Source organism: Streptomyces sp. NPDC028419, from assembly GCF_055565515.1.
In genome coordinates this window covers 194410-208313 of the sequence record NZ_JBVHUE010000006.1, presented here as the reverse complement: position 1 = coordinate 208313, position 13904 = coordinate 194410, and the positions used below count along the sequence as shown (strand labels likewise).

The 13904-nt window shown below is 68.2% G+C and carries 16 protein-coding genes; 7 read left to right on the top strand and 9 right to left on the bottom strand.

Annotation, left to right across the window (positions count from 1 at the left end):
- The first annotated feature begins 115 nt into the window (after positions 1-115).
- Positions 116-400, top strand: coding sequence for a hypothetical protein (locus ACZ4UB_RS10150; protein ID WP_468069550.1), 285 nt, complete (start codon positions 116-118; stop codon positions 398-400).
- 112 nt (positions 401-512) lie between these two features.
- Positions 513-1418 (top strand): universal stress protein, encoded by a 906-nt coding sequence (locus ACZ4UB_RS10145; protein WP_468069549.1) that lies wholly within the window; start codon positions 513-515, stop codon positions 1416-1418.
- Here the strand turns inward: ACZ4UB_RS10145 and ACZ4UB_RS10140 are convergent.
- The 5 genes from ACZ4UB_RS10140 to ACZ4UB_RS10120 all read right to left on the bottom strand — a co-directional run bounded on the left by ACZ4UB_RS10140 (position 1408) and on the right by ACZ4UB_RS10120 (position 5807).
- Positions 1408-1659 carry a DUF2277 domain-containing protein gene (locus tag ACZ4UB_RS10140; protein WP_468069548.1) on the bottom strand — a complete coding sequence of 84 codons (252 nt, stop codon included), beginning with the start codon at positions 1657-1659 and terminating at the stop codon, positions 1408-1410. The genes ACZ4UB_RS10145 and ACZ4UB_RS10140 overlap by 11 nt on opposite strands.
- Positions 1660-1709: 50 nt before the next feature.
- Positions 1710-2438: a TRADD-N-associated membrane domain-containing protein gene (locus ACZ4UB_RS10135; RefSeq protein ID WP_468069547.1), complete on the bottom strand. Its 729-nt coding sequence runs from the start codon at positions 2436-2438 to the stop codon at positions 1710-1712.
- Between the two features lie 61 nt (positions 2439-2499).
- On the bottom strand, positions 2500-3126 hold the full coding sequence (locus ACZ4UB_RS10130; RefSeq protein ID WP_468069545.1) for a nucleotidyltransferase domain-containing protein: 627 nt from the start codon (positions 3124-3126) through the stop codon (positions 2500-2502).
- Entirely contained in the window at positions 3126-3485 is a 360-nt protein-coding gene (locus ACZ4UB_RS10125) for a VOC family protein (RefSeq protein ID WP_468069544.1), read from the bottom strand. The genes ACZ4UB_RS10130 and ACZ4UB_RS10125 overlap by 1 nt, the downstream gene beginning before the upstream one ends.
- A gap of 687 nt (positions 3486-4172) precedes the next feature.
- A complete protein-coding gene (locus ACZ4UB_RS10120; protein WP_468069543.1) occupies positions 4173-5807 on the bottom strand; it encodes a tyrosine-type recombinase/integrase in 1635 nt (544 codons plus the stop codon).
- A gap of 191 nt (positions 5808-5998) precedes the next feature.
- Between ACZ4UB_RS10120 and ACZ4UB_RS10115 the strand changes: the two genes are divergently transcribed.
- The 3 genes from ACZ4UB_RS10115 to ACZ4UB_RS10105 all read left to right on the top strand — a co-directional run bounded on the left by ACZ4UB_RS10115 (position 5999) and on the right by ACZ4UB_RS10105 (position 7887).
- On the top strand, positions 5999-6187 hold the full coding sequence (locus ACZ4UB_RS10115) for a DNA-binding protein (protein ID WP_468069541.1): 189 nt from the start codon (positions 5999-6001) through the stop codon (positions 6185-6187).
- A gap of 304 nt (positions 6188-6491) precedes the next feature.
- On the top strand, positions 6492-7433 hold the full coding sequence (locus tag ACZ4UB_RS10110; protein ID WP_468069540.1) for a recombinase family protein: 942 nt from the start codon (positions 6492-6494) through the stop codon (positions 7431-7433).
- A 286-nt stretch (positions 7434-7719) separates the two neighbouring features.
- Positions 7720-7887, top strand: coding sequence for a hypothetical protein (locus ACZ4UB_RS10105; RefSeq protein ID WP_468069538.1), 168 nt, complete (start codon positions 7720-7722; stop codon positions 7885-7887).
- Positions 7888-8605: 718 nt separating this feature from the next.
- On the opposite strand, the gene ACZ4UB_RS10100 is transcribed toward ACZ4UB_RS10105, so the two are convergent.
- From ACZ4UB_RS10100 to ACZ4UB_RS10085, 4 genes are all read right to left on the bottom strand, one after another.
- Positions 8606-9208, bottom strand: coding sequence for a hypothetical protein (locus tag ACZ4UB_RS10100; RefSeq protein WP_468069537.1), 603 nt, complete (start codon positions 9206-9208; stop codon positions 8606-8608).
- Positions 9205-10344: an MAB_1171c family putative transporter gene (locus tag ACZ4UB_RS10095; RefSeq protein WP_468069536.1), complete on the bottom strand. Its 1140-nt coding sequence runs from the start codon at positions 10342-10344 to the stop codon at positions 9205-9207. The genes ACZ4UB_RS10100 and ACZ4UB_RS10095 overlap by 4 nt, the downstream gene beginning before the upstream one ends.
- On the bottom strand, positions 10344-11003 hold the full coding sequence (locus tag ACZ4UB_RS10090) for a hypothetical protein (protein ID WP_468069534.1): 660 nt from the start codon (positions 11001-11003) through the stop codon (positions 10344-10346). The genes ACZ4UB_RS10095 and ACZ4UB_RS10090 overlap by 1 nt, the downstream gene beginning before the upstream one ends.
- A gap of 107 nt (positions 11004-11110) precedes the next feature.
- On the bottom strand, positions 11111-11617 hold the full coding sequence (locus tag ACZ4UB_RS10085; protein ID WP_468069533.1) for a helix-turn-helix domain-containing protein: 507 nt from the start codon (positions 11615-11617) through the stop codon (positions 11111-11113).
- Positions 11618-12540: 923 nt separating this feature from the next.
- On the opposite strand from ACZ4UB_RS10085, the gene ACZ4UB_RS10080 reads away from it, so the two are divergent.
- Positions 12541-13482, top strand: coding sequence for a ParB/RepB/Spo0J family partition protein (locus ACZ4UB_RS10080; protein ID WP_468069532.1), 942 nt, complete (start codon positions 12541-12543; stop codon positions 13480-13482).
- A gap of 74 nt (positions 13483-13556) precedes the next feature.
- Positions 13557-13772 carry a hypothetical protein gene (locus ACZ4UB_RS10075; protein ID WP_468069531.1) on the top strand — a complete coding sequence of 72 codons (216 nt, stop codon included), beginning with the start codon at positions 13557-13559 and terminating at the stop codon, positions 13770-13772.
- Positions 13773-13904 lie beyond the last annotated feature (132 nt).

The window sequence follows — 13904 nt, the reverse complement described above, 5'->3', positions numbered from 1 at the left end:
TCGTGCGCCGTGGCTCCCTCGGGCGGACCAGTGGCTCGCCCGTTCACCCGGTCCCGATCGCCGCCCCGGGGCCCGCCTCCTAGCGTCCACAGCACGGTGCCCGACCGGCCGCGCCGTGCCAGGAGCCGAGGAGTCCCCCTACAGGCCCGCCACGTACCGCCGTCCGCCGCCGACCGCCGCGGCCGTCGGCTCCCACCCGGTGACCTTCGAGGGCGGCGGCCCGGGCGGCACCCGCGTCACCGTCCCGTTGACCGTGATCGCCGGCGCGGCGCGCGGCGGTTCGGGCGGCGGCATCGGCTCGACGAGCACCGGCCAGATCGCGGTCGGCGGCGCACCGGTCGCGGGCGCGCTCGGCGCGAGGTTCCACGTGATGCGGCGCCGCACCGAAGCGGACGCCTGAGCTCCGCCGCACGGGACGGCCAATGGTCCCGTCGCCTCGGGACCTTCCCCCCTCCCGCTCCGCACCGCGCTCCGCAAGGCTGAGGCCACGCACTACTCGCAAGGAGCCCGCCATGGACCAGCGCCCAGTGATCGCCGCCGTAGACGGTTCGGAGAACGGCAACAGGGCACTGGAATGGGCCATCGCGCAGGCCCTCATGTCCGGGGCGCCCCTGCGCATCGTCCACGCCCGCCTCTACGCGTCCTCGATCGGCTCGGTCATGGCGAGCGGCTTCGAGCAGCCGGGGCAGGACGACGACCCGGTGCTGATCCGGGTCCGCGCAACCCTGGCGGGCCGCATCGGGCTGCCGGTGATCGCGTACGCGTCGCACCCCGGCACCCCCGACAACGTGCTGCCGGAGCTGGGCGGGGGCGCGCAGATGATGGTGTTGGGTTCGCGAGGGCGCGGCGGCTTCGCCAGCCTGCTGCTCGGCTCGAACGGTCTGGCGTGCGCGAGCCGCGCCGCCTGCCCGGTCGTGGTGGTGCCGAGCGGCGAACCCGCGCTGCGGGACCCGTACGACCAGGTCGTGCTCGGTCTCAACAGTGCCGCCCCCGACGACAGCACCAGCCACTTCGCCTTCCGCGAGGCGTCCCGGCGCGGGGCCCGCCTCCAGGTGGTGGTGGCGCACACCTGGCCGGGTCCCGTCTTCGCCCCGGGCGGCACCCTCACCACCGCCGCCGCCGTGGCGCAGGACGAGACGACGACCGGTTCCGCGGTCACCGCGCTCGCCGAGGCCCACCTGCGCCCGCACCGGGCGCGGCACCCCGACGTGGTCGTCGAGGTGGTCACGGCGCCGGGCGACGCCGCGGGTCACCTGGTCGCGGCCTCCCGGGCGGCGGACCTGATCGTCATCGGCCGCCACCGCAAGCGGCTGCTGTCACCGCATCTGGGGTCGGTGACCAATGCGGTACTGCTGCACACGGCCTGCCCGGCGGCCGTGGTCCCCCTGGAGGAGGACGCGGTGCCGGTCACGGCGTGACGGCGGCCGCCTCCTGTGGCTGCTGGGGCGGCCGGCCGCGTACGTGCACCCCGTCGAGCAGGACCTGGGTCGCCTCGGCGATTGCGGCCACGGCCGCATCGAAGACCTCCCGGTTGTGCGCGGCGGGCACCCGGAAGCCGGACACCTTGCGCACGTACTGCAAGGCGGCGGCCCGGACCTCCTCCTCGGTGGCCTTCTCGGGGATGGCTGGCGGTCGCAACGTCTTGATACTCCGGCACATGCCTCCACTATCCCCCTGCTCCGGCCCCCAGCCCCCTGTCTACGGGTCCTTCACCTGCTGCCTTCCGACGGCGGCAGTTCGGCGCCGGACAGCTTCATGATCAAGCCGGCTTGCAGCCGCGCCCTGAGCGCCGGATCCGCCACTTCCGCCAGCAGCCCGATGGCCTGCTGCGTGGTCTCGGCGGCCCGCCGGTCGTCCCGGAGCGAGGCGGTCTGCTCGGCCATGTGCCGCAGCGCGAGGTCGGCCCGCCGGTGGAAGAGCTGCCCGATCAGCGTGACCACCGCCCCGACCGAACTCGTCACGATCCCCAGGTACAGGTCCCCGGTGCTCTCGGCCTTCCACACCGCCAGCCCCACCCCGAGCAGCAGGATGGTCGCCCCGAACCCGGCGAACCGCTGACTGGTGGCGAAGCTGCTGCGCGCCTGGGTCAGCCCGTAGGCGTAGTACTCGACGAGGAGCGGGGTGAAGTCGTCCCGCCGGTCCCCGAGGCGACCCGCCGGCCGGCGCACGATCGGCCTGCTCCCGCCGACGTCCGTGTACTTGGGCCTCTCGTCCCCGACCTCGTCCCCCGCCTCGTCTCCGTCCTCGACCTCGTCCCCGCCCGGCTGGCCGACCTGACTGATCCGGTGGACCTGACCGAGCAGCCGCTCGCGCTCCTCGTCCCGCTTGCGGTCGAAGCGCACCCCGTCGCGCAGGGCCAGCACGATCCCGCCCACCGCGACACCCACCACCGACGCGGCGCTCAGCGCCGCGTCGGCCCATCCGAAGCTCCCCACCATCCCCCGACGATCCCACGCCGTACCCGCGCGGGGAATCCCACGACCGGAGCTCGCGCCGCCCCTACGAACGGCGGAGGCACGTCAGCCACCCGTGCCCGGGGTGCACCCGGCTGAGGAGTTCGGCCAGGGTCCGCCGCTGGACCGCGTCCATGAAGGGGAGGGCACTGGTGAAGTCCTGCTGGTCCTTGGGGCGGACCGACTTAGCCTTGAAGAGCAGCACCAACTCGGGTGCGAGGTAGGGGATCCCGTCCGCCGTGCGACGGACGACCTCCGCGTACGGCAGGCGGATCGACGGATCGCGCCTGCAGACCCAGGTCGAGCCGTCGTGCGGTTCGCGGAAGACGTCCACGAGGTAGTTCCCGCTCGACGGATCGCGCAGCCAGGTCTGGTGGGTCAGGTCCGACACCTGCGGTGCGTACGGCCAGATCCGGTCGTGCGCGACGACGTCGAACTCGAACTCGGAGAACCGGCCTTGGACCTCGGGGAACCGAGCGGCCGGAACGGCGATCTCCAGGTCGGCGTGCTCGCGGGTGCGCTCGCCCACGAACAGGTCGACGGCCCAGCCCCCGGCCACGTACCAGGGCGCCGAAACGCCCGCCATCCGTGCCGCCACTTCGGCGGGCGTCCACGCGCCCGCCCACCTCCGCGCCGCCTCGGCTTCGGAGATCGGCACGCCGCCATCGGGCATCAGCTCGTCGCGATGCAGAAGGGATGCCCGGCCGGATCCGTGAGCACCCGCCACTTGTCCCCCACGGGCTGGTGTTCCGGCTTGCCGGCGCCCAACCCCAGCAGCCTGGCCTCGGCCGCGTCCAACCCCTCCTCGACCGCGAAGCAGAGGTGGAGCTGCTGCGGAACGATCTGGTCGGGCCAGCTCGGGGCCCGGTAGTCATCGACCCGCTGAAAGCCGATGCAGAGCCCGTGCTCACCGTTGAGGCTCGCGAAATCGGCGTCGGACTTGGGGTGCGGTTCCAGTCCGGTGGCCTCCTGGTAGAACGCCGCCAGGGCGAGCGGATCGGCACAATCGAGCGTTATCGCAACCAACTTCATGGGGCCATGACCTCTCCGGACCGATCCGATCGATCCCCTCAAGCAGCTTCCCCGCGCTTCGACGACACCCTAGACACACCCCCGGGCTCCCGGCGCACACCGGCACTGTCAGGGCGGTGATCCAGGGTCGGCGCACGACCACCAGCGTGAAAGAGATCGCACCCGGTGACGTTCACACGCGGACGCGGATCCGCGCTGAAGGTGACCGCGTCGACCTCCCCCGATCCCTGCCGCCGTGCCGAGTACCCGGGGAGTCGGCACGCATCCGCCTGGCAACCCGACGAACGCCGAAGGCCCCGACCGTAACCGGTCGGGGCCTTCTTCACTGGTGGGCGCGGACGGTTTCGAACCGCCGACATCTGCTTTGTAAGAGTGTCAGGTCACCGAAGGCGGTCTCTTCCGTCGGAACCACCGGAACGGCGCACAGCCCTTGGTACGACTGGCCTGCACAATCCAGGCAGCACATCTTTGCAGGTCAAGGGCCCGAGACTGGTTCGCGGAGACGTTGGAAGACCATCCTCGGCTGTGCTGTCCCGTCCTCGGCTTTCCCTATCCGTCCTCGCCCTTCTGTCCCCCGTATGTCCCCCGGGCGGGGTCGTGTCCCCCGCCTGTCCCCCGGTGTCCCCCACGCTTCCGCAGGTGGCGGACGCGGGAAGGCCCCGCCCGGTATTCCGTGCGGGGCCTGGGTCAGGCGGCGATCAGCGGGGCTGGTTCGAGCTGGGGGACGAGGGCGAGCTGCGGGGCCTCTGCTGGGGCGGGCTCCGGTTGCGTTGTCTCCGGGCGGGGGCCGCCGTCCGGGTCGGTAGGAGCCTCCGGGGCGCCCTTCCGCGGGACCATCGCCACGGTGGCGTCCGCCTCCGCCTGTGCGAACTGAGGCATGAGGCTCGTGTAGGTGTTGGCGGTGAGGGCGAAGGATGCGTGCCCTAGGAGTGCCTGGATGGCCTTCATGGACAGGCCGGCGGCCAGGCTGAGGGAAGCCGCGCAGTGCCGGAGGTCGTGAAGTCGGATGGGCGGGAGGCCGAGGCGCTTGATGAGGCGGCTGAAGGACTGCGAGATCGTGTCAGGGTGCCAGGGGCGGCCGTCCGGCATGGTGAAGACGTACCCGGAGTCGACGTAGGGCCCGTACTTCTTGGAGTCCTTGCGATGCTTTGCCTGCCACTGCGTCTTTTCCCTGCGTTGGACGTCGCGCCAGGCTGTCAGCAGGGCGAAGGTCGCGCCGTCGAGCCTGACTGTGCGTTTGCCGGCACGGCTCTTGGTGGTCTCGGAGCGCACCTTGTGATCTCGGTTGGTGACGAGGGTCTCGATGATGTTCACGGTGCCCAGGGCCATGTCTATCTCGGTCCAGGGGAGTCCGGCCGCCTCCCCGCGGCGCGGGGCGCGGAAGACCATGAGGTGGTAGGCGGGGTACAGGCGCTCGTTGACGGCGGCGTCCAGGAAGCGGCCGGTCTGTTCGGGGGTCCACACCATGACGGGGCCGGGGATCTCACCGGTGTCCTGCCAACGTGCGACGCGCTCGTCCGTCCAGACCAGCGGGTCGGGAGCCTCGTACTTGGGGATGTTGACCCCGTCGCACCAGTTCTCCGTGATCAGCTTGTCCGTCCTGACCGCGTCCTTGAGTGCACCCGAAAGGGTGTTGAGGAGCTTGTGCTGCCGGCCGGGGCCGGTGTTCCGTCGGGGCTTGGCGAGAGCCTTCTTGAGGTTGACCTTGGCCAGGTCCCAGTTCGCTCGGAGCTCGGGCGGACGTGGGGCTGGGGTGTTCTTCCAGTCGGCGTGGGCTGCCTGGCAGATGGCGCGGGCCTGGTCAGCAGCTACCTGATTGGCGGCCTTGACCGCGTTGTATGCCCAGATGTCGGCGAAGAGTGCCTGGATGTGCGGGGTGCGGAGCTCGCGCATCAGGAAGTGACCGAGGGCGGGGATGAAGACCTTCTCGATGTCGGCCGCGTACTCCTCCTGTGTTCCGACCTTTAGGTCTGCTCGGTTTGCCACCCAGGTACGCAGGTAGTCGGCGACGGTGGTCTTGGCGTCGATGTCGATGCCGGCTCCTGCTTCGTCCCACAGCTTCTGGGCTGCTTCCTCGGCCTTCTTCTGCGTGACGAAGCCTCCCTTGCGGGGGCGGCGGCGTTCCCCGCGGGGACCGTCGGGGAGGCGGAGGTAGTAGTACCAGGAGCCGTGGTTCTTCTCGCGCTTCTGGATGCGGGGGCAGTCGCTGCCGAGTTCTCTCTTGACAGGCTGGCCGGTGGCTTCGTTGAGCACCGGTGCGCCGGTCTCGTCGATCTTGGGTTCGGTGCACTTGCACCGTTTGTAGACGCTCCCCTGGAACATGTGTCGTCCCCCCTCTGAGCTGGACTGTCCTTATGTGTCCTCATCCTTCTGTAGCGAGCGTGACGCCTCCTTGGGCACCGTAGGCTTTTGGTCAGGTGGCGCGGGGAAGAGGGATGTGACCACCTATGTCCTCATCTGCATCTGTCACGCGGGCGCTTCCGGGGGGCCGGGAGCCGCGTGGGGGAATGACCATGGCTGAGCTTTTGGAGCTGCCTCCTGCGGTGAGCGTGACGACTGCGGCGCGCGCCCTGTCGATCGGGAAGGACACGGCGTACAAGCTGATCAAGGCCGGGGAGTTTCCCGTGCAGGTCATCCCCCTGGGGTCGACCTCTAAGATCTCGACCGCCTCACTGTGGGAGCTGCTGGGCGTCCGCCGCTGACGTCTGCACGTTGACCTATTTCCCCGAAGCCCGCCCCTCGCGTCGAGGTGGCGGGCTTCGCGCTGACTGCCCCTGACCTGCGTGTTCGAATAATTCACCTTGCGTACGTTCACGGACCCGAAACATTGTGAGGTGCGCCACAATGGGGCAACCTTTCAGGTCTCCTACCAGTGGCTTTCATTTACCGCCCATGAACAGGCACCACGGCGGACCGTTCGAGCGTTGCTTAACACGTACATTGGCCTATTAGGCAGGTGAGCGGCTACTCATCTGCACGCGAGCACCACGCGAGGGATTGAGACATATGGGACGGCTGTCCGGCTACGCCAGCGGCGGGGGGCTCGACTCCCGCGAGGCGGCGTTCCTGCGGCGAGCGGCTTCCAGGTTCTTCCCAACCGACCCGCAGGAATCCCAGAACTCCATCGCCACCTGGCTCAACAGCCAGGGAAGCACCACCGTCACCGGCGGACCTTGGCGCGGCGAGACCCTGGTCCGCACGCTGTCCAACCCGAAGATGGCAGGACTGGACGCTGACGGGAACCCGATTGAAGGCTTCGGGGAATCCGTCATGACCCCGACCGAGCACCACCGCCTGCTGGCCCGCTTCAAGGAACGGCAGGCCCAGCCGGCGCCGCGCCGAGACGCGTACGAGTACCTGGTCACGCAGGGGATCGCGGACTGCGGCGAGTGCGGGTACGACATTTCAGGTGCCCGGGTCAACGCCGACGCAGGGCCCGGCTATCGCTGCCTGCCCCCCACCGAGACCCGCAAGTCGTGCGGCAAGGTACGCATGAACGCGGACCGCTTGGAGCCCGCGGTCGCTGAACAGGTCCTCGCGGATCTTCTGCGTCCGGGCGTCCACGAGAAACTGCTGCGGCTTCAGAAGGACGCCTCCGAGGAAGTCGGGCGGCTGCGCACCCACGTCGAGGGCGCCGAAGAGCGGTTCGCCGTACTCAGGTCCATGCGGAAGTCCATGGTCCCCCAGGCGTACAAGGCGGCTGAGACGGCTACGAAGGACGACCTTAAGGCGTGCAGGGCCCGCATCCGCTTCCTTGAGCAGCTCACGAGCGTCCCGATTTCAGACGTGCACGACATCGTGGCATGGTGGATGTCGGCACCCCGCGCCTCGCAGCGCGCGCTGGTCCAGCTGGCGGTAACGAAGGTGCACGTCCTGGCGTCGGGCGGCGGCCGCGGCCACGATCCGCACAGCCGCATTCGGATCGACTGGCGGACCACGACCAACTAGGTTCTGTCCGGGGGATCATGTGACTGTCGGGATGGCAGCCGTCGCCGTGGCGGGCTTGGCCCTCGTGCTCCTGGTCGCCGCGTTCGAGTAGTTGCTCGGCCGCTCGGTCCGCTGCGGATACCGCTACCTCGGTGAGGCGCATGCCGTCGCACGAGTAGCGCGTCAACACCTGACGACAGGCCAAGTGATGGCCGGTTCTCGACTAGTGGATCAAGAATCACCCCGAGGGCTCCGGTGGCGGCCCTAACCTGACGACGACCAGTTCAGTCGAGTTCAAGGGGTGCCTATGACCAGCAACGATTCCGAGAATACTCCCGTCACCGCAGACGAGGGGATCCAGCAGATCCCGGCAGCGACCACCGAGGCCCAGCCCGTCACGAAGAAGTCCCAGCTGCAGAAAGTCGAATACTCGGGCGTCACCCTCGAAGCTGGAACGGACCTGATCATCGACTAGTCAGCCTGGCTGACCGGCACGTTCTGGGCGCCGCTCCGGCGGGGCCTTTGGCGTTACGCAGACCCGACCAAGGTTCGATGGCCCGCGCTTGATCCGCCAGGCACAGAACACCGGCGACGGGGGACGACACCCTGAACGAGACCATCGGCATGTTGTCGGCTCCGGCGCCGTCGGCGGCCCAGGCTGAAGGCGGCTCCGCCAGCGATCCCGCCCTAATCCAGTCAGGCGATGCATCGACCTACTGGCCTTGAGCCTGTTCACCTGCGCAGATGTTCATGCCCACTGCGCAGAAGCTGCTCTACCGGGAGATCTCCGACCTCGGTCTCAAGGTCGCGATCGGCGGCCTCGGCCCCGACGAGTTCCTGATGGGCTACGTCCGCCCAGGCACTGGTCCTCTTCGACCCCGACGCAGTCCTCGGCGCCGGTCTGGAGGCTTACCGGCCCTGGCCGCCAAGCTCCTGCACACGGCCGGCGAACCCCGGGACCCGGCGGAGGCGGTCACCCGGCTGATCCTGCGGGGCCCGGACCCGGACTGCCGTCTCCGCGAACTGGTCGCCGACGCGATGGCCCGGGTCCGCGAGGACCGGGCTCGCAGCCTGATCCTCGCGGACCCGGCGACGGCCTGGAGGCCGCTGGTGATGACCAGCGACACACTTACCTTCCGCCGGCGACAGCCGGACCCGGTCCCGGCGCTGGGAAGAGCGCCGGGACTGTCGCGTCAGCGCAGCCAGGTGAAGACGGCAGCGGCGATCCCCGCCCCTGCCGCCGCACCCGCGAGGACCTGGGCGAGGGTGTGGGCGGAGAGCACGAGGCGACTCCAGCCGATCACGGCGATGAGCGGCACGGCGGCTAGGGCCCACCATCCGAGGGCGAGCGTGGCTACCGCCACGGCTCCGGCCGGCACCGCTGTGTGGAACGAGATCTTCCACGCTGTGGTGATCAGGAGGAACACAGCCAGGGCCGCCATCATCGCGGCGACGAGGGCGAGCAGTGCGCGGGGGGCGCCGAAGGCCATCATGACGGCAATGCCGGAGCCGACGGAAACCATGATTCCGGGGATGACCAGGAGCCTGTCCTGCCGGATGCGGACGTGGCGGTCTCCCCAGAGCTTCCGGCGCTCACCCCACTTGATCCACAGGATCGGCAGGACACCGGAGAAAATTCCCGCGACGACGCCCCAGGCGATCCCGGGCCAGCCTGCTGCATTCCAGCCCACCAGCAGGGTGATCACCAGCAGCCAGTTCTTCGGCTCCAAGGCGTCGGTGAGCCATTTGGCTACCTCCATCCGGCGCCCGGTCTCGGAGCGGGTTGGTGTGGTCATCGTGCGGTCCTCGTAGCGGTAGGGGTGCTGGCTGCCTCGTAGGCGTCAGCTAGGGCGATGAGGCGCTGTACCTCTGCGTCGAAGTCGAGTTCGTCAAGATCGGCAGCAGCTTCGTTGATCGTGAAGTGGCCCGAGTCTGTGCCCGCTGGGTGGTACCCGCGGGTCTTGCACTCTCGCGCGGCGAGCAGGCCAGCGGCTTGCTCGGCCGCGTCGCCGCCGGGGTCTTGCTGGCGGAGGGTCGCGGGGACGTAGGGGTCCAGCGCGGATGCGGCGTCACGGATTTCGATGACGACGCGGTGAAGTTGGATGCGCGGGTTTCGTCCAAGGGGTGCGGACAGGACGACGTCCGGCACTGCGGTGGTCAGGTCGCGCCAGAGCGGGCGAAGGCGTCGGACCGCCTTCCAGTCGTGCCATGCGCTGCGCAGGACATCAACGGGGGCGACGGCGTTCCCGAGGATGATCAGGAGAATCGCGAGGTACTGCACCGCATCGGCCACGGACTGAAACTCGGTCTCCTCCAGGGCGAACGTGACACCGAGCATCTGGTAGGTGAGATGAGCCGCCCGTAGCAGCCCGTAGACCATTCCGAGTCCGGTGCCGACACCCAGCAGCCACAATCCTGCGCGCAGCCAGCTTCGTGCTGCGAGCCGGGCGGCTGTCACACACATCCACGAGGCGAAGAACATCGCCGCGCCGAGGTAGAGCACGAAGGTCAACGAGTAGCCGAGCGCGGGGCGGGAGTCCCGGTACGCCTCATAGAAGTTCGCAACTCTGGCCGGGTGTTCAACGCTGGCGAAGAGCCCCGTCATGACGGCCGCGACGATGATTCCCCCGGCGACGTTGTAGGGGCGCAACCGCTTGAGGAGCCGCGGCCGGGACATCGCGACCACGAACTCCAGGACGGCCGCGATGGCGACGATCCCGACGATGTGCTTCACCAGAACGGAAGCGTTGTACACACCCAGGACGGTGTCGATGAAGACTCCGACCCTGGACACCGATGTCGTCGCTGCGGCGGCCAATCCCAGGAATGCCGTCCACATCGCGCGCTGTCGTACTTTTCGTATGGCAGCAGGGAGCCGCCAAAGGACCACCAGCCATAGCAGGATGACGGTGGCCAACTTGATCATGTTCATTACTTACGTCGTGCAGGGTGTCCGAATGCGTCGTTGAGGCGACCCACAACACCCCCCGCCTCTCTGCTTTTACTCTTCACCTCTGGTCGACGACTCGCCCTTTCCAGGATGAGCGTCGCCAGACTTTCAGCATCTCGCTCTTGTCGACTACGGAAGCCAGTCCTGGCGAGCAGGCTTGTAATTCGATCAGCGGAGAACCCCAACTCGCTGTCGATTTCCTTGGCTTCACCGGCCGAGGCGCGGACGCGTGCTGCTTCCGAGCGCAGAACGTCCGACGCCGACGGTCCAGGCTCGCCACCTGCGGACCCGACCAACTGCGCGACTACTTCGCCAAGGATTTGCGCACCGTCAAGGTCCGGGTCCTCAAGCTCCGGCGCCGTGTGCCCCAACAACATGTGTGCGACCTCGTGGAGCACGATCTGTGCCCGCAAAAAGTCGGGGGCGTCCGAGTCGTAGAAGACCAGGTCGGCACCGTCGAGACCGAGCCAGAGGCCACAAGGCAGCTCCGTTGCAGGTCCGGCTTCGACAGGGAGCAGGATCAGGGGGCGGCCCCGCAGGTTCGCTATCGAATCGCAGAACTCCTGAAGATCGAAGGGCTGAGGAATGTGAAGCCCGCCAACGATGACGGACAGGGACTTCCTCCCCCTCGTCCAAAACATGTCCAGCCTTCACCTTGATCAGATACGCAGCGCCGCGGAGTGCGCTCACACGGTGAGGCCACTGTATGCGCCGGGTGATTCAAAGTGAGAATCGGATCTGTGCCGCCCTACTCCGGTTCTCGCGCCTTGATCGCCTTCGAATTCACCTTCGGCAGGCCTTCGGCGGCCCGATACGTGTCCACCATGCCCTTGATGCCTCGCAGCGCCGACGTGGACAGCCCGCCGAGCCGGAAGAGGACTGCACGGACTTCCTTGTCTTCCAAGGCATCAGCCAGGTCCTCGCCGGCTGCGGCGCGCTCCACGTCACCCTTGATTTCCCGGATCCGCGCGTCAATCGGCCCGCTCACGGCGTCGTCAAAGAAGTAGCCGACGGGAACTCCGAAGAATGAGGCGAGGGCGCGAAGGGAGTCCGCTCCCGGATTTGTGATCTTGCCGGACCGGATGTTGCTGATGGTGGCGTGCGTCACCGTGGGATCCTCGCCAGTTGCCCGCTGCTTGATCAGGGCCTCGATCTCCCGAGTCGCGTACGGGCCGCGCCCCTTGGGGTGCAGGGTCTTGATCAGGTAGTCGAGCTTCTCGCCCATGGTGCGGCCTGCGTGAACTTCCGCGCCCATAGTCACCTCTCCCTTCGCCCACCGTCGGGCCACTGTGCGTCCTTCCCCCTCAGTGTCTCATCTGTTTTCCAACAGCCTGCCATCGGGATTGAGGTCACGGCTCTTCTGTTTGACATGACCGGGAGTAGTTGACTTATGGTCACATCGTCAACGATCACCCGATTCACATCGGGGTGACATGCGCCCTACCCGGCCCGTCACACCCCGCGCCCGCCTCAGCACGGGCCTGATCATGGAGAGCACATGCACGGAGCAACCAGGCCATTACGCCACGGGCCGACCGAGATGTTGACAGGCCGCAGCTTCGGATGACCTGCGACTGGCTACACCCTGGCCGTGCGGCCGAGACGGGACGCACGTCAGCCCGGCCACAGGGGCCGCGGGGGGATCGAAAATCATGGGGGGCTTGTGATTGACGTGCAGCGCATCGTGGCGCTGTCGAGGCAGCCGCGTCGGTCGGAGAACGAAGGGGCATCGGTGGACCACCCCCACGCCCTGCAGCTACTCGGCGACTTGGGCCACGAGGGGAACCCACTTGCTCGGCCGATCGCCTGGAGCGAGGCCGCTTGCCGCGACGTGAGGTACAGGGCGGCGGCCGGCCGGGCCCCGAAGGGGCTGTGCATCACCTGCTCGCTCAACGCGCCATGCAGGTCTGCACTGATGGCTGGCGCGCCGCCCGAGGTCCAGCAGTGGCGTGAGCACATGGACGGGGGTCGTGCGCTCACGGTATGAGGAGGGGAGTCGAGGGGCGCCGGAGAGATCCGGCGCCCCTCGGCGTTTTCCCAGTTCACGGGCCCGAATTGATGTGGTCGAGGTCACGTTGCCCTCACCTCCGGGGGCTGGACACCCCCCTCATGCATAGTAGAATTCAGGTATAAGCAAGGGCAGGGAAGCCCAAAGCCAAACACCTCTTGGAGCCTGAAATGACCTACCGAACCGTGAAGATGACCCAGGTCCGCCCGAACCCGAACCAGCCCCGCGACTACTTCAACGAAGACGCGATCAACGAACTCGCCGCCTCCATCAGGCAGTACGGCCAGATCGCCCCGATCGAGGTGGCCCCCGACAACGAGAAGGGCGGTTACGAGATCGTCTCCGGCGAGCGCCGCTACCGCGCCCTGACCCTCCTGGGGAAGACCACCGTCAAGGTCTCCATCATCTCGGAGCAGGACGAGTTGAAGCGGTTCAAGCGGTCCATGTCCGAGAACGTCAACCGCGAGGACATGACCCCGTTTGAGGAGGCGCACGGCTACCAGCGGATCCTGGACGAGGAGGACGGCTCCACAGTCGCCAGCGTGGCCGCCGACTTCGGCAAGACCACTGCCTACGTCAAGCTGCGCCTTGCGCTTCTGGACCTGCGCATCGAGTTCCAGAAGCTCGTGCAGGACGGTGCGATCGGAACGGCAGCCGCTGTTCAGATCGCCTCGCTCAGCCTCGCCAACCAGGGTGCTCTTCTGGGCAAGTTCTCTCGCGGAGAGTTCAAGGCGGACAACGAGATCGTGCACTTCGCCTTCGCCATGAAGCAGCAGCAGGACCAGGCCGTTCTGATGGTCGTCGAGGACATGAGCGAGGAGCAGCGCAAGGAGCGCGCCGAGACCCAGAAGAAGACCAGGGGCACGCTCGACCGCGTCGAGCAGATCCGCGCCATGCTGGACGAGATCGCCAAGACCGACCCGGTCAAGCTGGCGCAGGCCCTTGAAGGCCAGGTCGGCCAGCGCCTCGACCAGCTGGACCGGGTGGCCGACTCGCTGACCAAGGCGCGGTGGCAGCTCAAGCAGGCCAAGGCGCACGCCGAGGCGGCCGAGCTGATCGTCAACCCTGAGGCCGAGGCCGAGGAGCACAAGGGCGAGCCGGTCACGGCCTGACGCTGCGGGGGTGGGGCGCACAGCGCGCCCCGCCCCGCCTCGGCCTCCATCCCGCCCTCGCACAGGAGACGTTCATGACCCAGCCGCCCGCCGGCCCCGCCTGGACCGCGATGCCTCACAGCGACTTCGACAGCAGCGCATCGGCCACGCTCCCCGTCACCTCCGGCCCGAAACGGATCTACGCCACCGCGGACACCTTCGGCACTGAGGCCCTGTTCGGCGACACCCCGCCACCGAAGACCGAGCGAACCAAGTCGGCCCCGGCCCCCGAGCCGGAGGGGCTGTTCTGATGCCGGTCTTCCTTCCCGAACCCTCACCGTCCCGGCCCTCGGACGGCAAGGGATGGAACCGCCTCTCACTCGGAGCGCACATGGGCGCCGGAGGCCCGCAGTGCGCGCTGCGCCCGCGGTCGTACGCCACCT